At 53.3% G+C, this 22,494-nt stretch carries 20 protein-coding genes and 1 pseudogene; 8 read left to right on the top strand and 13 right to left on the bottom strand.

What is annotated here, in order from left to right:
• Positions 1 to 5 precede the first annotated feature (5 nt).
• Complete coding sequence (locus tag M2305_RS14685; RefSeq protein ID WP_233126160.1) at positions 6 to 917, bottom strand: LysR family transcriptional regulator; 912 nt, start codon at positions 915 to 917, stop codon at positions 6 to 8.
• Positions 918 to 1,428: 511 nt separating this feature from the next.
• On the opposite strand from M2305_RS14685, the gene M2305_RS14680 reads away from it, so the two are divergent.
• Positions 1,429 to 3,834 (top strand): TonB-dependent receptor, encoded by a 2,406-nt coding sequence (locus M2305_RS14680; RefSeq protein ID WP_167386158.1) that lies wholly within the window; start codon positions 1,429 to 1,431, stop codon positions 3,832 to 3,834.
• A gap of 162 nt (positions 3,835 to 3,996) precedes the next feature.
• On the opposite strand, the pseudogene M2305_RS14675 reads toward M2305_RS14680, so the two are convergent.
• From M2305_RS14675 to M2305_RS14635, 9 genes and pseudogenes are all read right to left on the bottom strand, one after another.
• A pseudogene (locus M2305_RS14675) lies at positions 3,997 to 4,718 on the bottom strand (IS5 family transposase); the annotation flags it as partial.
• 183 nt (positions 4,719 to 4,901) lie between these two features.
• Positions 4,902 to 5,663 (bottom strand): cysteine hydrolase family protein, encoded by a 762-nt coding sequence (locus tag M2305_RS14670; RefSeq protein WP_211500824.1) that lies wholly within the window; start codon positions 5,661 to 5,663, stop codon positions 4,902 to 4,904.
• Positions 5,660 to 6,085 carry a cupin domain-containing protein gene (locus M2305_RS14665; protein ID WP_215766227.1) on the bottom strand — a complete coding sequence of 142 codons (426 nt, stop codon included), beginning with the start codon at positions 6,083 to 6,085 and terminating at the stop codon, positions 5,660 to 5,662. The genes M2305_RS14670 and M2305_RS14665 overlap by 4 nt, the downstream gene beginning before the upstream one ends.
• Positions 6,086 to 6,090: 5 nt before the next feature.
• Positions 6,091 to 7,713: a CocE/NonD family hydrolase gene (locus M2305_RS14660; RefSeq protein ID WP_264649827.1), complete on the bottom strand. Its 1,623-nt coding sequence runs from the start codon at positions 7,711 to 7,713 to the stop codon at positions 6,091 to 6,093.
• On the bottom strand, positions 7,713 to 8,999 hold the full coding sequence (locus M2305_RS14655) for a cytosine deaminase (RefSeq protein WP_264649826.1): 1,287 nt from the start codon (positions 8,997 to 8,999) through the stop codon (positions 7,713 to 7,715). Before M2305_RS14655 ends, M2305_RS14660 begins: the two co-directional genes overlap by 1 nt.
• Positions 8,996 to 9,760 carry an ABC transporter permease gene (locus M2305_RS14650; protein WP_264649825.1) on the bottom strand — a complete coding sequence of 255 codons (765 nt, stop codon included), beginning with the start codon at positions 9,758 to 9,760 and terminating at the stop codon, positions 8,996 to 8,998. The genes M2305_RS14655 and M2305_RS14650 overlap by 4 nt, the downstream gene beginning before the upstream one ends.
• Positions 9,757 to 10,554 (bottom strand): ABC transporter ATP-binding protein, encoded by a 798-nt coding sequence (locus tag M2305_RS14645; RefSeq protein WP_264649824.1) that lies wholly within the window; start codon positions 10,552 to 10,554, stop codon positions 9,757 to 9,759. The genes M2305_RS14650 and M2305_RS14645 overlap by 4 nt, the downstream gene beginning before the upstream one ends.
• Positions 10,551 to 11,552, bottom strand: a complete 1,002-nt coding sequence (locus M2305_RS14640) for an ABC transporter substrate-binding protein (protein WP_264649823.1) — start codon at positions 11,550 to 11,552, stop codon at positions 10,551 to 10,553. The genes M2305_RS14645 and M2305_RS14640 overlap by 4 nt, the downstream gene beginning before the upstream one ends.
• A 123-nt stretch (positions 11,553 to 11,675) precedes the next feature.
• Positions 11,676 to 12,200: a DUF2165 family protein gene (locus M2305_RS14635; protein WP_264649822.1), complete on the bottom strand. Its 525-nt coding sequence runs from the start codon at positions 12,198 to 12,200 to the stop codon at positions 11,676 to 11,678.
• A gap of 219 nt (positions 12,201 to 12,419) precedes the next feature.
• Between M2305_RS14635 and M2305_RS14630 the strand changes: the two genes are divergently transcribed.
• The gene (locus M2305_RS14630; RefSeq protein ID WP_211496259.1) at positions 12,420 to 13,256 is read left to right on the top strand and encodes a creatininase family protein; all 837 of its coding nucleotides are present in this window, start codon (positions 12,420 to 12,422) and stop codon (positions 13,254 to 13,256) included.
• Positions 13,253 to 14,611 (top strand): FAD-binding oxidoreductase, encoded by a 1,359-nt coding sequence (locus tag M2305_RS14625; protein ID WP_264649821.1) that lies wholly within the window; start codon positions 13,253 to 13,255, stop codon positions 14,609 to 14,611. The genes M2305_RS14630 and M2305_RS14625 overlap by 4 nt, the downstream gene beginning before the upstream one ends.
• A gap of 43 nt (positions 14,612 to 14,654) precedes the next feature.
• On the opposite strand, the gene M2305_RS14620 is transcribed toward M2305_RS14625, so the two are convergent.
• Together M2305_RS14620 and M2305_RS14615 are read right to left on the bottom strand one after the other, a co-directional pair.
• A complete protein-coding gene (locus tag M2305_RS14620) occupies positions 14,655 to 15,536 on the bottom strand; it encodes a bifunctional 5,10-methylenetetrahydrofolate dehydrogenase/5,10-methenyltetrahydrofolate cyclohydrolase (RefSeq protein WP_264649820.1) in 882 nt (293 codons plus the stop codon).
• A 9-nt stretch (positions 15,537 to 15,545) separates the two neighbouring features.
• A complete protein-coding gene (locus tag M2305_RS14615; RefSeq protein ID WP_264649819.1) occupies positions 15,546 to 16,301 on the bottom strand; it encodes an IclR family transcriptional regulator in 756 nt (251 codons plus the stop codon).
• Between the two features lie 153 nt (positions 16,302 to 16,454).
• Between M2305_RS14615 and M2305_RS14610 the strand changes: the two genes are divergently transcribed.
• Genes M2305_RS14610 through M2305_RS14590 form a run of 5 tightly spaced genes read left to right on the top strand, consistent with a single transcriptional unit; the run spans position 16,455 to position 21,328 of the window.
• Positions 16,455 to 17,036: an NAD(P)H-dependent oxidoreductase gene (locus tag M2305_RS14610; protein ID WP_264649818.1), complete on the top strand. Its 582-nt coding sequence runs from the start codon at positions 16,455 to 16,457 to the stop codon at positions 17,034 to 17,036.
• 28 nt (positions 17,037 to 17,064) lie between these two features.
• Entirely contained in the window at positions 17,065 to 17,919 is an 855-nt protein-coding gene (locus M2305_RS14605; protein WP_264649817.1) for a bifunctional 5,10-methylenetetrahydrofolate dehydrogenase/5,10-methenyltetrahydrofolate cyclohydrolase, read from the top strand.
• Positions 17,916 to 18,785, top strand: a complete 870-nt coding sequence (locus tag M2305_RS14600) for a methylenetetrahydrofolate reductase (protein WP_264649816.1) — start codon at positions 17,916 to 17,918, stop codon at positions 18,783 to 18,785. Before M2305_RS14605 ends, M2305_RS14600 begins: the two co-directional genes overlap by 4 nt.
• On the top strand, positions 18,782 to 20,089 hold the full coding sequence (locus M2305_RS14595) for a lipase family protein (RefSeq protein WP_264649815.1): 1,308 nt from the start codon (positions 18,782 to 18,784) through the stop codon (positions 20,087 to 20,089). Before M2305_RS14600 ends, M2305_RS14595 begins: the two co-directional genes overlap by 4 nt.
• Before the next feature lie 57 nt (positions 20,090 to 20,146).
• Positions 20,147 to 21,328: an MFS transporter gene (locus M2305_RS14590; RefSeq protein WP_264649814.1), complete on the top strand. Its 1,182-nt coding sequence runs from the start codon at positions 20,147 to 20,149 to the stop codon at positions 21,326 to 21,328.
• 3 nt (positions 21,329 to 21,331) lie between these two features.
• Here the strand turns inward: M2305_RS14590 and M2305_RS14585 are convergent, their stop codons facing one another.
• Positions 21,332 to 22,354, bottom strand: a complete 1,023-nt coding sequence (locus M2305_RS14585; protein WP_408871479.1) for an isopenicillin N synthase family dioxygenase — start codon at positions 22,352 to 22,354, stop codon at positions 21,332 to 21,334.
• Positions 22,355 to 22,494: the final 140 nt, after the last annotated feature.

Raw genomic sequence — 22,494 nt, 5'->3', positions numbered from 1 at the left:
CTGGATCAAACCGGGTAGGTACTCGTGTAATCCTGGAGAAAATACTCCACTCTCTCAATGAAGAGCGCAGTGAATGGATTGGATATCTTAGATCTCGCCACGATCGAGAGGGTCTGGGGCTGAGTACCTTGCTCGTTAAGAGACAGGAACTTGAGCTTGCCCTCTGCTCTTTCCTGAATGATGTCCAATGGTGTCAGGAAGGTGATATTTCCTGGGGATAGAGCCATCTGACGCATGAGTTCAATGGAGTTGGTCTCGATTGCTGGCGTCAGGCTCAGGTCGCGTGCTGCATAGAGATCTTCAAGGTGGGGGCGGATGGCCATGCTGTCGTCTGCTACCGTCAGGGGCCATGCGTTGCATTCTTCAAGAGTAATGGATTCCTGATGGGCGAGGGGATGATGCACGCTCATTACGACGCCCAGAGGAACGGTACGCGCAGTCTGAACAACGAGGCTGTTGTCCATGGGGATATCGAACCCAATACCAATATCGGCCTGTCCATTTTTGACTGTTTCGACCAGATCATGTGTGCCGTAGGTGCTGACATGAATCCGAACATTTTGGTGCGTATTATGAAAGTCAGCCAGAGCGAGCGGCAGAAAGGTCGAAATCGGACCTACCATTGTGGCGATGGAGAATTCGCCGCGTTTGAGTCCTTTCAAGTCCTCAAGGACCTGCCGCGTGAGGTTCATGTTTTTGAGCGTGTCACGGACGTGAGCGAGCAGGATCTCTCCTGCGGCCGTAAGGACCAGCTTGCGTGGGAGACGCTGAAAGATTGGGGTGCCCAGATTATCTTCCAGTGTCAGGATCTGTCGGTTGATAGCCGTTGAGGCCACATTCAGATGCTCGCCTGCCTTTCGGATGGATCCGCAGCGGGCGACCGTATCCAGATAGATGAGAAGGCGACTGTGAAGCATCGTAGTTTTCGCACCGAAAAGATGCAGACTAAGAACGTTCCGGAGATCTTTCAAGAAAAGAGAGTAAACTGCCTGCAAGATCCGTTGGTAAGCACAGTTTTCGTAATTAGGGTGGGGTATGTTGCCTCAAAAGCACACTGGAGTATCCACTGTCCTTGTGCGGAAAATAATAGCCTGAGCGGTGGAGATGTAGCCCCTGGAAAGGTACATATTTTCCAGCCCAAAACTCTTATAGATTATTGAAATAAAACATATATTTCTGATATCAAAGAACTGGGCATGATCTATCGATGGAATGTTGCAAAACATGTGAAGGCGTGTGAAAAAGACACATCAGGTGTTCGGGATCTGCCTTGTGTCCTATTTTTGATGTCGGTGTGAGGCAATTATTCGCCTTCTGAGGTAGCGCTCGATTATGTTACGTTTTCGTTATGGGAAAGGGTCTCTTCTGACAGAGATCAGGTCCTGTCAGGAACGAAAATCGTTTTGCAGCAGGAGAAGCCAAAAGGTTATGTGTCCGTACCGATTTGAAAAGTACTCGTCCAGGAAGGCGCTTCTTCTTGTAACGTGTCTGGCTGGCTTTGGTTCGTCGTCTCTTGCTGCATCTGCGCAGGCAGCTTCGAGTGATGCTCCAGTCCACCATAAGGCTCACGCGCGTCATGCAGCCCGTGCCCAAGCTGCTGCGGGTCAGAAAAGCGATGTTGTAGCTGTTCCTGCACATCCGAAAATGCGTCGGCCTGCCTCGATCAATTCGACAGGTGATGAACACGTTACCGTATCGACGTCACGCTTGGCCAGAAGCCGCGGCGGCGGCATGATGCGTGTCGAGACTGCTCCTTACGCAATCCAGACGATCACGAAGGCATTCATTGAGGCCAAAAGTCCGACAAGTACGGCACTTGATCTCATCAAGAACCTGCCGAGCGTAAACGTCTCCACGCCGGATACGTCCGGTATGCAGGGTGGACGTATTCAGAGCCGAAGCCTGACCGATGCTGATATGGCTCTTATGGTCGACGGTGCGCCTGCAGCTAGCGCGGCTTATATGGCCGAAGACATTGATTCAGAAAATCTGGATAGCGTCAGCCTCACACCGGGTTCATCTGCAGTTGATCTGCCGGCCACGTCTGCTGCTGCGGGCGTCATGAACGAAGTATCCCATGATCCGTCGCATGAGTTCGGCGGCTTAATGGATTTCTCATACGGCACGAATAACCTTTCTCGCGAATTCCTGCGCGTTGAGAGTGGTGATATCGCAAAGACTGGCGTTCGCACCTTCCTCTCATTTTCGAATACTCATGCCCGTTCATGGATGGGTGCCGGTATCAACGAGCGTCGTCATCTTGATTTCGGTATTCGCAAGGACTGGGAGAATGGCTCTTTTGCGAAGCTCTTCATGTCCTGGAATAATGAAGACTTTACCATCGACCGGTACCCCACCGCCGCTCAGTTCTACAAATACAAGGCAACCGGCGAGGGCTACGGGCGCAAGGCTGGGTTTGACTCCAGCGGAAATGACTATTGGAAGAACAATATTGATCATTGGAACCAGATTTTCCTGAGTGCTCCAATCCATATCGTTCTTACAGACAAGCTGCAGTTTGATCTTCGCCCGTATTACAACATGGGCAAAGGCTGGGATGGCTCAGCTGGAACAGCTGCTAGCGGTGCTACGAACTACAAATCTGGCGAGACTATTGCTAAAGGTACGCCGATCACAAGTTACTTCCTGGAAAACGCAGCACTTGATGTCGGGGCGACAGCCAAGCTGGGCTATGACATCGACAAGCATAACCATTTTGAGCTTGGTTACTGGTATGAAAATCAGGATTATACCCAGCATTTCCCAACAAGTGTGACGAAAGCAGATGGCTCCAATCCGAGCCCGAACGACTCAACGTATCAGGTGTATTCCGGGACTACCCGTTCCTACCCGGGCAACACAACTGGTTACGAAATTCACTCGCTATTTCTGCAGGACACAGCGAAGTATTTCCATGACCACCTGCTGGTCAATGCTGGCTTCAAATATGTGATGTCCAATGTCTGGTACACAACATATCCTGGGCACAAGCAGATGGGTCAGAACCTGACGGCACCTCTGCCGCACCTGTCCGTCAGCTACCATTTCAATGAGCACCATCAGGTTTACATCAATGCTGAGGGTGACTTCCGTCAACCGTCTGCATCAGCATTGGCCAACACGACCTACACTGGAACGCTGCCTAAGAACCAGTATTCCATTAAAGAAGAGCTTGGATATCGGTATAACGACAAGTACGTTATCGTAGACCTCGATCTCTTTAACTACAATATTACCAATCGCTTGCTGACAACGTATCTTGGCAATAACCAATCTGGTGTCGTTAATGCTGGTAATCAGACTGCTCGCGGTTTTGATGCCATGTTCTCTACACAGCCGATCTATGGTTTCAGTCCGTATGTTTCGTTTGAATATCTGAATGCACGGATGGACACGAATATTGCGGCATCCGATGCGAGCGGTAATCTGACGGCCTTCAGGACTAAGGGTACGCAGGCACCTCTATCCCCGCACGTGATGGCGAATTTTGGTCTGACGTATGTGCATCAAGGGTTCTTCGCGAATGCAACCGTTCACTACACCGGGCCGCAGTCCGTCACCATCGCAGGTGATCAGCGTATTCCTGGGTATGTAACGAACACACTGTCACTCGGCTATCACTTCAAGCCAGTGTGGTATGCGAAGTCTCCGACAATCCGCCTGAACTTTACGAACCTGACAGGTTCAATTGTCCGGACGGGCGTCGTGGGTGTGGGTACAAATGCATCGGCTGTTCGTCTGATGAATGGTAATCTTTCAGGCAATGGATCCAGTGCCCAGTTCTATGTTGAGCCGCGCTTCAGCATGACAGGGACGATTTCCACAGGCTTCTGATTTTCGAACTTCTAATGGGCCCTCGGAACATTACGTTCCGGGGGCTTTTTTTATTGTTGAGTTTCGCGGGCTCGTGGCTGCCGTTTCTTCCCGTCAAAAACAGCAGTGTGATAGTTGTGTCGAGCAACGTGAGGTCTGACGTGTGTCTGGGCTCAGGACGCATAGCCAGAACAAGACGGTTGCAGCGAGGCAGATTGACGAGAAGAAACGGTGGGACATCTGTCATAGTGTGTCACGACCCGTCTCCAGTCCTTGAGCCTTCCGAACATGATCTCGATGCGATTGCGGCGTTTATATTTTCGCTTGTCGTATTTTACCGGTTTCCTACGAGATTTTCGCCCCGGAATGTATGGTTTGATCCTTCTCTCCTCTAAGGCACCCCTAAATCAGTCAGCGTCATAGCCCGGGTCTGCAAGCATCCTAGGAGATCGTCCAGAAGGGCAGCCGCACCGGTGTAATCACTGATCTGGCCTGCTGTCATGAAGAAACCGAGCGGACGTCCGCTCGCATATTCATTCCGCCTTTGGTGAGCCCAATCAGACGGCCTGGAGCTCCTTTTTTAACCGCAGGCTCGAAGCTGTGCGATGTGCCTTGAGATAGGTCGCATCATTCATGATCGTCTGAGGCTCTGGCTTGCCGGCCTCCAGTCCCTCCATCATCCGGATGAATATCCCCATAGCACTCCAGCGCTTGCAGCGATCGTAGAGCGTCTTGTGTAGACCGTATTCCCGGAGCGCATCACGCCAGCGCAAACCATTTTTGTTTGCGAAAATGATCCCATTCAACACACGAAGGTCATCAACACGAGGTTTGCCATGGCTCTTCGGGAAAAAGGGCTGCAGACGCTCCATTTGCTCGTCTGTCAGCCAATACAGGTCACTCATCTCCAGTCTCCTCAAGGAGCCTGAATCATATCCGGCCATTCAATATCAATGGGGCCTGAGCCTAGTCATTAAATTAGAGGGCTCATATTGCCTCTCCTTGCGGAGCAAAAGCATCGGAAGACCCTTGTCTGTTCGGCTTCCAGCAGCACTGAGGTTGCTCCTGAAAGCCGCTGTGTCCACCGTTCAGCGAATAAGATTTTTCGCCAGATCTGAGCCGGATGCTACAAATCCGTAGCACTGGCGAACATTGTAAACAGTTGCGTCTTGGCAAAAATCTGGAGAAGTCGTCGCGGAGCAGTCATCGAGTAGGATGCAGTCGTAACCGAGGCATCCTGCGTCTGTCAGTGTACTGAGAACGCACTGATCGCTATTGACGCCTGAGAAAAGCAATGTGTCTACACGCAGGTTTTTGAGTATCCCCTCGAGTGGCGTGTCCCAGAAGCCACTCATTCGATACTTGGAGATGTGAATATCTTCCGGATCGACTTCGAGCTCGTCAACGATTGCAGCATTCCAACTGCCGTCTTCCAGAACTTTGCGGTCTGTGGCGCCTATAGCCGCGCCGATGCCTTTATCTTCACCTGCGGGGTCATAAACATGCAGGACAGAAGGGGGAAGGTTAAGCCTGTCTGGACGGTTTCCCCAATTTAGCCAGATAACAGGGACATCATGCTTTCGAAGCGCGGGAAGGAGTGTCTTCAGCGGATCAATGGGGCGGCGGGCAGCCGTGATGTCAACACCAATGGACGCTAGCCAGCCGTCCGGGTGGCAGAAGTCATTCTGCATATCGATCACAATAATCGCGGTACGAGCAAGATCGAACGTCAGTGCCTGAGGCTGAGACGGAACACTAACTGGCCGAGAAGGACGCTCTGGCCGTAAAAGACTTATGGAGGACGCTGTTGCCCCCCAACTGTTAACGTGTGTGCTGCCCAGACGCCTCATTGACTGCCTCCGCACAGCACCGCCAGATCTTCGGCATCGAGCTTGACTGGAACTCCGCTACGGATCAGTTTTCCAAAGTCTTCGTCCGGGGTCATTACTGTCAAAGTGTAGAGCTTCTTGGTGCCTGTATTTTCCAGAACATGCTCTGATCCAGGCTTGACCAGAAGTGCGTCGCCAGCCTTGAGTTCGCAGCTCTGACCATCACACCAGGCGCGGCCTGTGCCGGACAGCACGAAAAACATTTCGTCCGCATCAGTGTGTGTGTTGGGTGGTGTTGCGCCACCAGGTTCAAAAATCTCGACAACGGCAATGGACGCATAATCGCCAGCCGTCTTGTCAAACAAAATGGCAAAGTAATTGGTTGAATCCGGAGCAATCCGAAAGGCTTCAACGCTATCAGGGCTGCATTTTGCGAAAGGCATGAGAATTATCTTTCCTGTTTGATCCAAGGAAGAAGAAGGTAGGTTCCGGAGCCGCATTTGAAGTGAACTGTCGTCACCTGTTGTTGGTCCAGAGTGGCGGTAATAGGGCTAGCCCCTGTGCCGGGGTTGATTGGAAACACGGGAAAGCAGGAGAGAGACAGGGAGAGTCTCAATCTTTCGCCGGCTTTCAATGTGACGCATGTTCCCCGTAGCGGCAGAGACGTCTGACCAGGGGCGGTCAGCGCATATCCTTCTGCGAGGGGGTGTACTTTGCCGTTCTGATCGATACGCGAGACGCAGGCATGAAGGTCAAAACCGGCGTATTCACTCTCGATTTCAAAGCACCCTGTGATCGTTCCTGCGAGTAACTGATCGAATTCGAGCGGGAGCGTCGTGAATGTCAGGACGTCCGAACGCGCATCGGTGCGGGCACGATCTACGGGGCCTCCCGGAAACCCGAAGCTTCCACCACACGGACCCGAAGGGCGCCACGGATCGAGAGTAAGGCTCTCTGACGGTGCTGTAGGAGCTGTCGACGCGCTCAGAATACCATCGCGTGTGTCAATCGCGGAGCGGCCCGTCCCGGCTGGATAGCTTGGAACTTTTCCTGCCGAGAGTGTCGGGAAGTCCTGCCAGCGACAGGCGCCCATATCGAAAAGGCGTACTGGCTCCGTCTCGGGTATGGGGGCAGCTTTTAGATATTGATCGAAGAATGCGATTTGCTGCTGATCGATGTCTGTAATGGCAGCCTCACCGACGTCCACATCCCCGATATGTCGATCCCAAGGAAAGTGTGACCAAGGGCCAACAATCAAGCGTGTTGGCATGTGCGGGGACAGGGCACGATATGCTTCCAGCGTGCCCGGAAGGTGGCTGTCGTACCATCCCCCAATCAGTAGAACTGCGGGTGCCAGCTCCGCAATTTCGGTCAACCGCGATGCGGGGGAGATTTTGTCCCAGTAGGCATCTCCCGGAGGCGTCTCCCTCCAGCGGGTATAATGGCTATATTTTGCCAGAAGTGCTTCATGTGCAGGCACAGTTGGCTGTCGCCCATTGAAAGACATGCCCCGACTAGCAGCGAAGAGAGCCTGCTGGGCTTCGTAGTCTCCCTGGAGCCTTGCTGTTTCTGCTGCCAGTTGCGTCGCCCAACCTAGATTGGCGCGCATCGGGAATGCCCCATTTTCATACGCCCAGTCCTGATCCAGCTGCCAGCCGATCATGGCAGGCGCAACCGCTTTGAGCGCTGCTGGTTTTTCTCCGGCTGCCAGAAGTTGGTTGCTCCCCTGAAAGGAGAATCCAAACATCCCCACGTGACCATTGCTGCGCGGTAAGGATGCGGCCCAGGCGATCGTATCGGCGCCATCTGTCGCTTCATATTCGAACAGGACAAACTCACCGCCAGAATCTCCGCGTCCCCGCACGTCCTGCATAATGACGATATAGCCGTGACTGGCATACCATTCCGGTGGTGCGTAGCAGAGCGACGTACCAATCTTGCGACCGTAAGCCTGTCGCATCAGAAGAACGGGGAAGGGGCCGTCTCCTTCTGGTTCCCAGATATCAGCAACCAGTGAAACGCCATCCCGTGTTTGCATTGTCTCCGTCCGGCGAGGTTCCAGCGCGAACATCAGATTTCACCTCCCAGAGTTTCGTATGAGGGGGGAGCTGCTTCAAGAATGCGACCGTTTCGGAGAACTGTCCGTCCGGCCTGAGAGCGGCTCATCCATTCATTCATGGAACGAGCTGGAAAGATAATCAGATCGGCTGGTGCACCTTTTTCCAAGCGATGGTTCCTTCCCATCCAGGATCCCGGACGGCTTGTGACCGATTGCGCCCAAGGACGGTGAGTATGATCCAGCTGGCCGATCCTCGTACCGCCCTGAAGAATTTCGTGCATGTCAAAGTCCCCGTAAGCGTAGAAGGGGTCTCGGACATTGTCGCTGGCAAGCATGACTGGAATACCCGCCGCATCGAGTTCCTGCAGTAAGGTTACACCTCTCCATCTTGGTGTGCGCCCTACGGTGCGGTCCTGAAGGTACATGTTGCAAAGTGGGAGACTCACAATGCCAATCCCGGCTTCGCCGAGCAGGGAAATAATGTGCGTCTGTTGCGTCTCGCTTTGGACGCTAAGGCTACAGCAATGGCCGCATAAGATCTTTTGACGAAACCGAAGCTTCAGAGCTGTCTGGGCGATCAGTTCCAGAGCCGTTCCGTCTGTTTCTCCATTCTCATCGACATGAAGATCCAGTTCGAGCCCGTATTCTGTGGCTAGTCCAAAGAGAACTTCGAGGGCTTCCGGCGTCGTGTTGTGCTTCATCAGGACGGCGCCCAGAACGCCCCCCTCTGTCTCGGCGACATTTCTAACGATGCCGTCCCGGTCTTCACCCATGTAGCGCTCAGGCATGGTCAGGGAGACGCCTTGCAGAGCGACTTTTCCGGACCATTTCTTTTGAAGGCGACGCAAAAGCGGCCAAACGCGGTTCCCGTGCGTGCCGAAGGTGTCCAGGTGCGTTCTTATGGCGCTTGTCCCGTGCGCGTAGGCACAGTTCAGACTGAACTCCATGCGGCGCTCAACGTCTGCGTCCGTCCAATACCCTTCTCGATCCTGGGTTGTGGCTTGCAAGGCCCCCATGAAAGTTCCATCAGGATTGGGTGTGCGCTCCCAGATGAAGGCCTTGTCCAGATGGGTATGAATATCTGCAAAGCATGGCCAGACCATCTGACCTTTCAGATCAATCGCTTCACCGACGGAAGAAAGATTTCCTGCCGGTAGAATATCCGAAATTTTCCCATCTGAGAGCGCGATATCGTAGCGCATGGACTCATTAGTGAATGACGAAGGCCGCAGGCCTGCCGGAATAGTCGCGTTCAGGAGGGCCCTTGGGCCGGTGCTGGAAGAAGCAGGAAAAGTCATGAGCGATGTCTCAGAGCAAAGCGCTGGAGGCTGGCTGCTGCGGCATACAGGACGAGGCCTGCGACTGTAATAAGGAACAGTGCCGCGAACATCCGGGGAATATCCATTTGAAAGCCGGATTGAAGGATTTGATACGCCAGGCCAGCCGAATTGCCGCCCGTTCCGGCAACAAACTCAGCTACAATGGCACCGACAAGTGAGAGGCCTGTTGCGATGCGCAAGCCCGCCATGAACATGGGAAGAGCGCTTGGAATTCGCAGTCGCAGCAGCATTTGAAGGCGGGTGGCTTTGTGCATCTGAAAGTAAGCCGCAAGATCTGGATCTACGCTGCGCAGGCCTTGCAGAGTGTTCGAGATCACAGGGAAGATCGCTACCAATGCTGCGCAGGCAGTGAGGGCGAGGGGAGTATTGTGGATCAGGATGATGATCAGCGGCGCAATTGCTACAATCGGGGTCACCTGCATGATGACCACATAAGGCATCAGGCACCGTTCGATCAGCGGGCTCTGCACCAATAGGAAGGCTATCAGAACACCCCCGAGAACGGCCACAACGAGCGCCGCAAATGTGATTTCCAGAGTGATAAGCAACGCATGGAGTAATGATATGCCGTCCAGCATCAAAGCACGCCAGATGGCAGACGGGGAGGGCATCAGGTAAGGCGGGATATGCCAGAAGCGACAAATCGCTTCCCATGTTGCCAGAATGATGATTCCGAGCGTGATGGGAGCAAGGAGCGAGAGAGAACGGGATGTCATCATTGCCGCGCCTCCTGACCAATCATGCTGTCCCGACTGGCATCTTCCAGGAGGATCGCCAATTCTTTGCTGATGCCGGCAAACTGATCGGAAAGGCGAAAAGTTTCGTCGCGAACAATGCCACGGTCTATTTCGTATTGAGCATGAATACGTCCAGGATGAGCCGCCATGACCATCACGCGGCTGGACAGAAATGCAGCCTCATGAAGGGCATGTGTGACGAACAGGGTGGTGAGGCCGTCTTCATAGCAAAGACGGGCCATTTCTTCATCCAAGCGGTTTCTGGTAAATTCGTCCAATGCACCGAATGGCTCATCCATCAGAAGAAGATCTGGTTCAGTAACGAGTGCACGGGCAATGGACACGCGCATTTTCATACCGCCGGAGAGTTGTGCCGGATATTGATCGGCCACGTGATCTAGGCCAACGCGTTCAAGAGCTGCATGGGCACGCTTGTCCGCCGTTGTCCGATCCACTTTTTCCAAATCAAGCGGAAGGCGCACATTTTTCACGATCGTGGCCCATGGCATGAGCGTTGCGTCCTGAAAGACGAACGCCATACGGCGCCCTTTCTGGCCTACGTCCTTGAAGCCACCGCCCCACCAGTTCAGTGTGCCAGCCGACGGGGTATGAAGATTGGCGATGAGCTTGAGGAGCGTGCTTTTGCCGCATCCAGATGGCCCAATCAGCGTAACAAAATCTCCTGTCTCCACACTCAGATCGACAGGAGAAAGACCGCGCACGCCGTTGGAGAAAATTTTCTCAACGCTGCTCAGGGAAAGAACGGGACTGCTCATGCGGGGACAGTCGCCAGGCTGTTGTGGACGACATCAAGGGTATACCCATCTTTCCATTTCGGACTGTCTGCAATGAGTTGAGCTGAAAGCTGGATGTCGTAAATGCGCTGCCAGCGCTCATCATTCATTGTCATGATTGGTGCTCCCGGTGCGCCCAGAGCTTTGATGTCGCGGAGTTTCTGACGGGACCACGCGAGTTGGTCCGCGCTCATATCCGGATTGGCTTTACGGATCGCAGCATCCCCCTTGGTGGACTCTCCAAAAATATAGCGTTTCCAGCCTTCGCTGCTGGCCACGATGAACTTCTGGAGCTCGGGGCCACGTTCTTCGAGGGTCTTGCGGGACACCATCAGCACGTTTCCATAGGCAGCGTAGCCCAGGTCATCGAGGAGGAAGAAATTGAATGGAATACCAGCTTTTTTGGCGCCATAGGGCTCCGAGGAAACAAAGGCCTGCATGGCCATCTGCGGATTGAAAGCAAAGGGTTGGAGATTATAGGTGTAGGGATGGGCCTGGTCTTCCGTGAAACCATAACGCTTCTTAAGCCACACCCAGAAGCTGGCTCGCCCTTCTGAACTGATCAGAATGGGATGGCCCTTGAGTTGGGCGATGTCGTGAATATCCGGGTGGGTCATCACGCCGCCAACGCCTTTCTGGAAAGTCGTAGCGATTGCGACGGCGGGAATGCCCTGCACTGCACAGCGGATGGCTTCTTCACCCTGCATGATGGCGATGTCACATTGTCCGGCCATCAGAAGCTGGGTCATGTTCATCTGGGGGCCACCCATCTGAATTGAAACGTCCAGATTTTGAGCGCTGTACAGTCCTTCTTCGGAGGCCTGGTAGTAGCCTCCGTGCTCTGCCTGAGCATACCAGTTGGTCAGCAGACTCAGGGGCCTGGATGCCGCTTTTGCTCGCCCAGAGGGTAGGGAAGACACCGCGCCCGCAGCCATGATGCCGCGGAGCATACTGCGTCGATCAAGCCTGTAAGGTGTCATGAGCTGCCTCCCAACGTCCATTTATAATTAGACCGTAACGGTTTTTTTGTCTCCGTGGGAAGAGCTATTCTGCTGCTGGACCGATACCTTTTTAACCCATTTGTGCGCGCAAAAAGGACGCACTCACTCTTTCTGCTGGGTGAAAATACAAACTCCCAGCATGGTCATAAAAAACCTGAAAGCGGCTTCCTGGCCGTTCCAGCTATGGGATTGCCACATCGCGAACCACTCACCTCCGACGACAGAGAAGCCGAAAAACCAGATGAGAAATCCTACGGCCGTCGCGACGGGAACAAGGGTATGAGCGGCCTTAAAGGCCGGACTATCCATGTTGATCGCCTTCGCCATCTTCCAGGCTGCAAACGAAAAAAGAGCACCGGTTGCGAATTCAGCGCCAATAATCAGGACGTAAAAAATATGCCACAGCAGCGGGACTGAGATCGCGCGCCATCTGAGACTGTTGCCGGGAAACGTGGTATCCATCGACAGAACGTGACGAACAAATGCGTAGTTTGAACCATAATCTGTAATATTATTAAGTGCGACGAGAAGGCCGAAGACTCCCAGAGACGCGACCATTACCGTTTTGGAGAGACGATTCAGGCGCACGGAGCGCGTAGGCATTGACTGTGGTGAAAGTTCGGACATGGCTGGCTCCTGTTTTTTGAAACGCTAGCGGAATGCCCGTGAAATTTGCGCCCTCTTTTTTGCATCGCTACGGTCGAAAATAGATGCTTTAAAAGCTGCGATCTTCCTGTTTCATCTATCTTTTCGTTCCGGGATGATATCATATCGGAGCAGGGAATGTGTTGGCTCGTCCTCACCGGGGCGTGTCATTCCACACAAGAGACAACGGAAGACAAGCCCATGACAAGCAATTCCGAGACGGTTTTCTGGCCCAAAAAGCGCTGGTGTGACATGATTTCCCGCCAGTTTCGTCAGCTTCCCCCTGAGACCGTTGCCATTCTTCCTGTGGCGGCGGTGGAACAGCATGGCCCACATCTTCCGGTCTATGTGGATGCCTGTATCAATGAAATGCTGCTTGATAAGGCAATGGAGGCGCTCCCCGCGACCGTCCCCGCGACCGCACTTCCTATTCAGGCTGTTGGCAAAAGCGAAGAGCATGTTGCTTATCCTGGAACACTGACCCTCAGCGCGCAGACCCTCACGCAGGTCCTCATCGAAATTGGTGAAAGCGTCGCACGATCTGGTGTGAAGAGGTTGGTGCTCCTGAATTCCCACGGTGGGCAGCCACAGATCCTGGATATCGTTGCCAGAACACTCCGCCGGACACATGGAATGTTTGTTGTGTGTGTTGGCTGGTCCCGTTTTGGCGTGCCGGATGGCATGTTCACTGAAGAAGAGCGCCGCTATGGGATTCATGGTGGCGATATTGAAACATCCCTGATGCTTCACCTGCGACCGGATCTTGTTGAGATGGAACGCGCTGACAATTTCGAGCCATGGCCCCAGAAGCTTGCCGAGACGGCCAAATGGCTGGAAGCAGAAGGCCGTGTAGGCTTTGGTTGGTTGACGCACGATATTCACCCATCAGGTGCGGCAGGAAACGCCGGGATTGCTACGGCCGAGAAGGGCGAAGCTGTTGCCAATCAGTGGATTGAAGGTTTTCTTGAGCTTCTTGCCGAGATTGCTGAATATCCGCTGGATCGTCTTCGTCCTATCACGGAGGATCTGGGTCGATGAGCTCGGTTGAGACCTTCCTGTCGCTCCTTGGCGATATTCCTGTTCAAACGGTGCCGGCTCTTGTGAAGCGGAAAAGCCGTGATTTTTACTGGTATAGTCCGGTTCTGAAGCGGCAGCTTGATAGCTGTTTTGGCGATTGTATCGTTATGCCGCGCAATGAAGAGGATCTTCTTCATATTGCGCGCGTGGCACGTGAGACAAAAACGCCACTTACTCCGCGTGGGGGTGGCACTGGGAATTATGGACAGGCTGTTCCGATGGAGGGGGGCGCTGTCGTTGAAATGACGGAGCTCAATAAGCTCCTTTGGGTCAAGGATGGTGTCGCACGCGTACAGGCGGGCATGAACATGCTGGACTTGGATCGTGCTCTGCATGAACGGGGCTGGGAAGTCCGCATGTATCCGTCCACGAAACGGACGGCAACGATCGGCGGGTTTATCGCGGGTGGATCCGGCGGTATTGGGTCTGTTCGATGGGGCGGTCTTTCGTCACCGGGAAATATTCTGGGGCTCCGCTTTGTCACTCTGGACGAAAATCCGGAAGCTCTCGAACTTCGCGGCTCTGACGCGAGGGGTATTCTTCACACCTACGGAACGACAGGCCTGATTACCGAACTGGAGATTGGCGTTGAGCCAGCCGTGGATTGGCTGGATATGGCCATCTCATTCGGCACCTTTGAAGAAGCAGCGGTTTTTGCACGTGATATTGCGCTTCAGGCCGGCATTCAGAAGAAGCTGGTGTCTGTTGTTGACGGTGACCTGCCACCATTCTTCGCATCCGTACGCGAGCACGTGCCAGATGGTGCATCGTTAGTCATTCTCATGATCGCTCCGGCAGGTATTGAGACGGTTAAGGCGCTTGCAGAAGCTGCTAACGGTCACCTCTGTTATGAAGCCAATACCAGAGAAGCTGAGGACACGTCGGGTGCAACTCCGCTTTATGAGCTGACATGGAACCACACGACGCTTCAGGTTCTGAAGAAAGATCGTGGTTACACGTATCTGCAGTGCGGTTATCCGCACGTCGGGACACTAGAGAAAGTAGCGGAAATCCGTGCGCTTTTCCCTGATGACCTGATGATGCATCTGGAATTCTTTCCGATGGGCGGTCATGTGAGTTGTGCTGCATTGCCGGTTATTCGCTTCACGGACGAAGAGCGCCTGAACTATATCATCGCGGAACATGAGAAGCGGGGGGTCAATATTGCCAACCCGCATGTCGTGACCATTGAGGAGGGCGGCATGCACCGTGTGGCATCACCAGATCTGGCCGCAATCAAGAAGCGATACGATCCGATGTTACTTCTGAACCCCGGAAAAATGCTCAGCGCCAAAACGCTGAAGGCAGAGGGTTAAAGACTATGGGCCGGAAAGATCTTCTTTCCGGCCTTTTCTATTGTTATTGCGAAAGAGCCGGATAGCTGAAGTTTAATTCTGCCCGATTAAAAGCACTTTTCACGGTATTGGCCAGTAATGTACAGGTTGTCAGTGGCCCAACACCATCCGGAACCGCAGTAACCGCATATGCGATATCTTCGACAGATTTGAGATCAACATCCCCTACGACACGCCCCTCATCCGGGCAATAGCTGATCCCTATGTCGATGAGGCAACTCTCTGGTTTGATCCAGTCCGCAGTCACTAATCTGGCTTTTCCTACTGCTGAAAAGAGGACGTCTGCTTTCTCGCAATGTGACTGGATGTCCTGAGTATCAATGTGCACAACGGAAACCGTTGCGCCGCGATCCAGAAGAAGCATGCTCAAAGGGCGCCCGACAAGGGGCGAACTGCCAATGATGACACAGTCTTTCCCGCGCAGATCTCCGACGAGATGTTCTGCTGCCATCAATGCGCCTGTTGCCGTGCAGGGCTCGAAGTATGGAGCGCCGTTCATGATGCTTCCAAGATTGAGTGGATGGAGACAATCCACATCTTTCTCCGGGGAAAGGGCGTCTATGATGGCTTGGCGGGAAATTTCTTCCGGGAGTGGGAAGAGGATCAGAATTCCATCGATCTGCTTGTTAGCACCAAGTTCTCGGACCGTTTGGCAAAAATTTCTTTCATTTTGTCCCGCAATGTCAACAACTTGCAGGTTGATTCCGGCTTGTTCCGCCAGTCCGCTAATGCGACGCAGATAGGCTGATGGCCCCGCGTCAGAAGAGCCGGTGACGACAGCGAGAATGGGCGTACGGTCCAGAATTTTCTGCTGTGAGCGGATCTGTGTTTTGAGTCTGGCCAAATAGTTTTGGGCAAGCTCAGAGGTATGCAGGAAGATTGTCATTTTGGGGTCTCATAGGGCGCTTACAAGATAAGTTGCGCATCGCTGAAGGTGGGGAACCAGATCCTTCTGGATCTGTGTCATGGAGTATCGGCTGGGTGGAAAGACGATGCTGAGTGCACCAGCAATTTGGCCATTTACATTAAAGGCAGGCACCCCAAGGGCACGCAGATCGCTTTGCGGAGACACATCCCTCAAGGCGAAACCCTGAGAGTGAACGTCTTTAAGACTCTTAGCCACGCATGTTGCTTCTGTTTCAGAAAGGCCTGAGGTGGCCAGTACGGTCTGTTGTCTGAACTCGGGTAAAAAGGCGCAAATGGCTTGGCCAGTTGCGGTTCTGGCAAGAGACATGCTGCTACCAATAGTATGCCCAGACATTTCGGCAGATTTGTCTGCAGGATTATGAAAAACATAAATTGCCTCGTCTGCGTCCAGCAGAGCGAGAGAAATGGATTCTCCGATAACAATGGATTCAGCTCGAAGAACCGGCCCGACAAGATGACCGATGGAGCGGCTTTGTAGGAAGCCGAGCCCCAGCTTCAAGGCGCGTGCTGTAAGCCTGTACCGCTGATCCATACTCCGGACATAACCGAGAACTTCCAACGTTCTGACAAGTCGCCTCGTGGCGGCCCTCGTGTGCCCTACCAGACGCGCAATGTCTGCGACGGTCATGTCTGTTTGGCCATTTTCAAAAGCACGCAGGACTTCGAGGCCCTTAACAAATGTCAGGGAAATCTCGGTATCGGGGACAGGCGAGGGCTGGTCCATGGACAAATCCGTTTCTGGGCAAAAAACTATGCATAGCCGTTACGAATATCATTGCAGGCTGAAAATGATTATGCCTAAAATAAATATAACGAACAAGTGTTCGAATAACGAACAAAACTCTTCTGATAGAGCCAGAAAAACAGGGAACCCCGCGTGAAAGTCCACGTCATTTTCGCTCACCCGCTTGAAGATAGCTTCAACGCAGCACTGTTCAGGCTGGTAACGCAGACACTGGAAGCTGGAGGGCATGAAGTCGATGCTCTGGACCTATATCGGGACAATTTCGATCCTGTTCTAAGCCCGCAAGATCGTATCGAGTATCACGATGTTAGTATTAATCAGCATCGCGTAGCGGATTACGTGAAGCGTCTGCAAAGTACGGATGTACTAATTTTGTGTCATCCTGTTTGGAATTTTGGTTGGCCTGCAATTCTTAAAGGCTATTTTGATCGCGTTTTTCTTCCAGATGTCTCTTTTAAATTGATAGATGGAAAGCTTTCTCCTGGCTTTACAAACATCAAGAAGGTCATGACCGTCACAACTTACGGTTGCCCGCGGCATCGTGCGTTTGTTCTTGGTGATCCACCACGGAAGAATGGGACACGTTTTCTGCGTGCCGTCATGAACCGTCGTGTCAGCGTCGATTACCTGGGGCTTTACAATATGAATAACACCACGTTGAACGCCCGTCGGACGTTTATGAAAAAAATCATTCGTCGTCTTAAAGCTATCTGAGACCGTTTCTGGCAGGGGAGTAATTGCGGTGGCTGCTCGTTTCTTTGATCTGGATGCACTGGGTCTCACACTTCTGGAGGAGAGCAAGAGCAGAGCCGCAACGCTGAGGCAACAGGGCACCATTTCCTGCCTGGCGCTAATGGAGGTAGGCGATGATCCACAAAGCGCTACATATGTCAGTCGTAAAATCGAGGACTGCGAAAAGGTTGGAATTGCAGTTCGGAAGATTGTTCTGCCTGAATCTATCACGCAGGCAGATCTTTTAGAGCAAATCCGAAGGCTTGATGAAGATTCAGCCATCACTGGAATTCTGGTTCAACTTCCTCTGCCGGCACATTTAGAAGAGGGACAGGTTCTTCAGGCGATCAGCGCTGAAAAGGATGTGGATGGTCTTCATCCGGTTAACCTGATGTCTCTGACGACATCAGATCCGTCTGTTATTCCCTGCACTGTGAGGGGCATTGATGCAGTGTTGCAGCAGGCAGGCCTTGTTCTGGAAGGGGCCAATGTTGCTGTTCTGGGGCGGGGACGTCTCGTCGGCGGCCCCGCTGCGCTCTTGCTGTCTGGAAAAAGCAGAAACGCGACCGTTACGATATTGCATCGTAAAAGCCGGAACCTTAAGAATGTTCTGAAGAACTCCGACGTCATTATAGCCGCCGCGGGTTCAGCGCATCTGGTAACGTCGGATATGGTGCGATCGGGAGCTGTTGTCATTGATGTTGGCATGAGCTGGCCCGAGGGCTCTTTGCAAGGGGATGTCCATCCTGCAGTTGCTGATGTTGCGAGCTGGATGACGCCACCTGATCGAAGTTTTGGCGTGATGACACGTATGATGCTTCTCAAAACCGTTTTGGATCTCGCGGAAAAAAGGATTGGTGCATGACTATATTGGTCGGCCAGGTGCGTGCAGATCTGATGACGGAAAGCTCTATCGAGCTTCTGCCATCCCGTATTCTGGAGCTCTCGGGTGTTCTGCCTGATCTTGCCTGCGGATCAAGGGTCTTCGTGACCTGGCTTCCGGGAGTTCCATTTGCAGACGTTTTAGCGGCCTGTGACCTGCTGAAGTTGTGCGGTTACCTACCAGTTCCTCACGTCGCAGCTCGATCCATCCGTGACGAAGGCCATCTGCAGGAAATCTGCTCTGCATTGACCGAGCGGGATATTCCGCGAATGCTCCTGATCGCGGGAGGAGCGGATAAGCCTGCTGGTATTTTTGCCGATACGGTGCAAATTCTGGAAACAGAGATCCCGGTTCGTACTGGCATTCGCACTGTCTACGTTGCTGGGCATCCTGAGGGGCACCCGCAGGCCAGCGAGGCAACATTGCTGGAGTATATGCGTCGCAAACAGGATCTTGCACGGACGCAGGGTTTGAATATGCAGATCGTAACGCAGTTCTGCTTTGATGCGGCTCCAGTTCTTGCCTGGGAGAAAAGGCTCAGGGAAGAGGGCATTACACTGCCAATCAACCTGGGAATTTACGGGCTAACGACGCCAAAAACGCTGGTGCGGTATGGTATGGCCTGTGGTGTCGGGCAGTCTTTGCGTTTCATGCAGCGTCAACGCTGGAAACTGCATCGCTGGTTTATGCCCTGCAATCCGCAACATCTTGTTGATGCTGTAGCCCAAGAAATCGCTCAAACACCCGACACGAATTTTCGTGGGCTACATTTTTATCCGTTTGGAGCGATTGCACGCACGCTGGAATGGCGCCGTGCACTCTCCCTCAGCACCGGAGACCCCTCATGACGCCACGACTATCTGGCCTGACATGCGCTACAGGAGCTTTCCTGCTGGCACTGGGTGGATGCACAGTTTCACCTGAATCACCGTCAACCACCGCGAGTGTTGACGACCGATATGGCGACGGTGGCGTAAGTGCTTTCTACACGGCCAATACGGCTATATCCTCAATACCCGGAACGCTGATCCAGCATGAAGACATGGATCTCACCAAACTTCCTCAAGGAGCCAGTCGCGGCGTTAGGGTCCTGTATTCTTCCCAGAATGGCGTGACCAAAAGCGGTCCGATTGCAGTTTCAGGGCAGATTCTGTTTCCAAAGGGGAAGCCTCCTGTTGATGGATGGCCTGTTGTGGCCTGGGAGCACGGAACGACAGGCGTTGCGGATGTCTGTGCTCCATCCTGGCGCGGGTATTCCAGTCGGGATAAAGCCTATCTGTCGCGGTGGTTGTCTGAAGGGTTTGTCGTTGTCGCGACGGATTATCAGGGTCTGGGAACTCCGGGACCGCACCCGTATCTGTTCTATCGACCGGAAGGTTATAGCGTTCTGGACGGATTAAGAGCGTCTCTGAGCAGTTTCCCAAAAGAGATCAGAAACTGGATCGTTCTGGTCGGGCAATCGCAGGGATCCGGGGCAGCGCTTGGAGCCGCCTGGCTAGCACCCTCATACGCTGCTGAGTTAAACATTCGGGGAGTCGTTGCTACAGGCCTTGTAACAGGGTTCGCAGTCTCACCAGGCGCGAGACATGTGCCTATTCCTGAAGTTTATACGGACGCCAGCAAAATGGATTCCGCGTTCGCCATGTTGCGGGTTGAAGGATCTGACCAGTCTCTGCAGCCTGAGACAGACAGCCGGACAGTTCTGACGAGTGCGGGGCGCCAGATGTCCCAGATTGCTCGCCACGCCTGCCTGCACAATCTTTTCGACAAAGCTGACCAGCTCAAAGTGCAAAGTAACGCACTTTTCAACGAGAAGCTTCCTGCTTTCGAGGCTGGACACGACGCAGCCTTCACGATCCCGGATGCCAAAATCAGCTTTCCTGTGTTCGCCGGGACAGGTCTGGCAGATGGTGAGGCCGGAGTGAATGGGCAGTATAATGCTGTTGCAGCCATGTGTGATGCTGGGACTCATGTTCTGTGGAAGCGCTATCCGGGTATGACCCATAATGGTGCAGTCAACGTGTCTTTGAAGGATTCCATTCCTTTCGTGAAAATGCTTCTGGCTGGCCATATGCCTCCGCAAAGCTGCGCTTCAATCAAGCCGCCAGGCCCGGTAGAGGAAGCTTTGCCGAATGTTCCATGGAATAACTAAGCCGACTGAATAGCCCTTAGCCGGACCCGTGGCCGGCCTTTTCAAGGATACAAGACCATGCAGACCACGAGCGACAGATCAGGCTATCATCTCTTTCTTGTTCTGGTGATTTACGTTTATTCGGCAGTGTCCATGGCCGTTGTCGGACTGGTGGTTCCGTTTATCAGTGCGATCGCGGAAGTCCGACATGTTTCTCCGGGACCTGTTGGCACCAGTTTGTCTTTCTTTTCCGTGCCCGCAGCCTTCACATCTTTCTTGTTCGGCATGGTGGTCGACCGTATTGGCGTAAAGCGCGCTTTTCCAATTTCAGTTGTCCTTACGTTGATTGGTGACAGTCTCCTCCTGTCAACATCCACGTTATGGAGCTTGCGGATTGGGCTTATGCTGTGTGGGTGCGGGTTTGCGTTCGCGACAGCGGGTTCCCCGGTGTTGTTCATGCGCTATCTGCCGGAAAAAAGTCGCTCCAAAGCTTTGGCATTCTGGTCCACTTTTGCTCCGGCCGGATATTCAGCCGGTCTTCTGCTCGCCATTCCTTTTTTGAATGGGGGACGCTGGCAGGCAGCCTGCACGGCCCATATGGCGCTGATGGTTGTTATTCTTACTGTTGGCGTTCTGACGCTCGCTGGTTTGAAAGAGCCGCCAGTTGTCTTGACTGAAAGCGGTCCGGCCAAGCGACTGTCACCTTGGCTGGTCACGGCTCTCGGGCTGTCAGTAACGCTCCCGAATGGGATTGCTTATGGAACCAGTTTGATCGCGCCCTCTTACCTTGCGCGCGTTCACCACGTGAGCTTGGCTGCGTCTGCCGCAGAAGTCGCGATCATCAAAATTGTCGTCATGCTGGCTGGTGGGTTGATTGTCAGTCTATGTGTCGGAACGGAGCGTCGTTCCCGGGTGATGTTTTGCATCATGGCGGCTATTGGCATGCTGGCTCAATGGCTGCTGCTTTTCCCAGGAAGCACGATGCTGGTCGCGTCTGCCGGGCTATTTCTTTGGACATTCGCCTATAGCGGCCTGAGTGGTGCAGGGATGTCTTTGCTGCCGGTGGTTGCGACAGACAGGAAGACCCGTGGCGTTGTTGCCGGCACGGTCGGTCAGTTTATTTCCGTCTCGGCGGTCCTGATGCCTTATCTCTACTTCTCGACAACGCTCTGGACCAGTTACGCCCTGTTTGCGTTCTGCGCCCTGGGAATGGGTTGCCTGACAATTTTCCAGGTCAGGCAACTTAAGGCGCTGGCTTGATCTTTAAAGGGCAGCACCAGTTCCTGTAGTGCTGCCTTTCGATTCAGTCGCCGCAAAATTAGCCTTCAGGCGTTCCAGAAGATAGTTCTGGGCCGAGATCGGAGCATATTTCTTCTCTGGCCCCTGAATGATTGCATCCCGATTGGCCTGGCAGAAAAAGGGAATGGAGAGGCGCTCACCAAGATATTCGTCCGGTTGTGGCATGCGAACACGATGAAGCGTGGACAGCAGCTTGTCGTCGCTCCACCGCATCAGCATGTCGCCAATATTGCAGGTCACATATCCTGAGACGGGTTCAACGTCGGTCCATGCCCCGCTCTTTGCATCCTTCCCAGGGCAAACCTGAAGACCGCCTTCGCCTGTTCGCTGATGAAGAAGTGTCAAACAATCAAAATCCGAATGGGCGCCTGCACGCCAGCGTTTGAAGTCCTCCGGCAGAGCATTCTCCATGCTCATATAGTGAATGAGACGAAGAGTGCACTGGTAGTCAGGGGAGGACGGGTCGTGCAGTTCGGTGAAGAACTTTTGGTCAAATCCGAGTTTGATGGCAAAGCAGGACAGGATCTTCATACCCAGAAGCCAGTTCTGGTGCTCGAAGTGAGATAGAAATTCCTTGAAGTCCGGCGCGTCTTGCTCTGTTGGCCACAGAGCCGTCATTCTGGGAAGAGTGATCTGAAATGATTCTTTATGGTCAGGTGTACCTGTTGAGGGCCGCACCTGTTCCTGAAATTCCCATCCGGCGTTCGTACCAGGTTTGAGGGGAAGGCGGGCCTTTGCATCTTTAGGGAGGGCAAAGAAGGCTGTTGCCAGTGAGAACGCTCGATCTATGTCGTTCTGCGGAATACCGTGATTATAAACCTGAAAAAATCCGATTTCCGTAGCCGCAGACCAAAGTTCGTCCGCAATCTGGTATTTCCGTTCTTCAAAAGAGGAGAGATCGATCCTGGGAATTTGACGGGCGATATTCGTCCCCATTCCGCCAATATGGCGTTCGGTTTCAAGTTCGCTCAGACCTGTCGGGACCATACTCGTTTTCTCCATAAACGTATTGAAGACAACAGAGACGGAACTACGGCATGGGTGAGGGGCTGTGGCGATCAATAATGGCATATGCCCCCAACCAGAGCCGTAGTCCGGATCTGTTGGAGCAATGCCCAAAGCCTGTA

It is taken from the genome of Gluconobacter cerinus (assembly GCF_025961355.1).
GTDB classification, from domain to species: domain Bacteria; phylum Pseudomonadota; class Alphaproteobacteria; order Acetobacterales; family Acetobacteraceae; genus Gluconobacter; species Gluconobacter cerinus.
The sequence above is the reverse complement of the archived record's forward strand: the minus strand, read 5'-3'. Positions and strand labels throughout refer to the sequence as shown.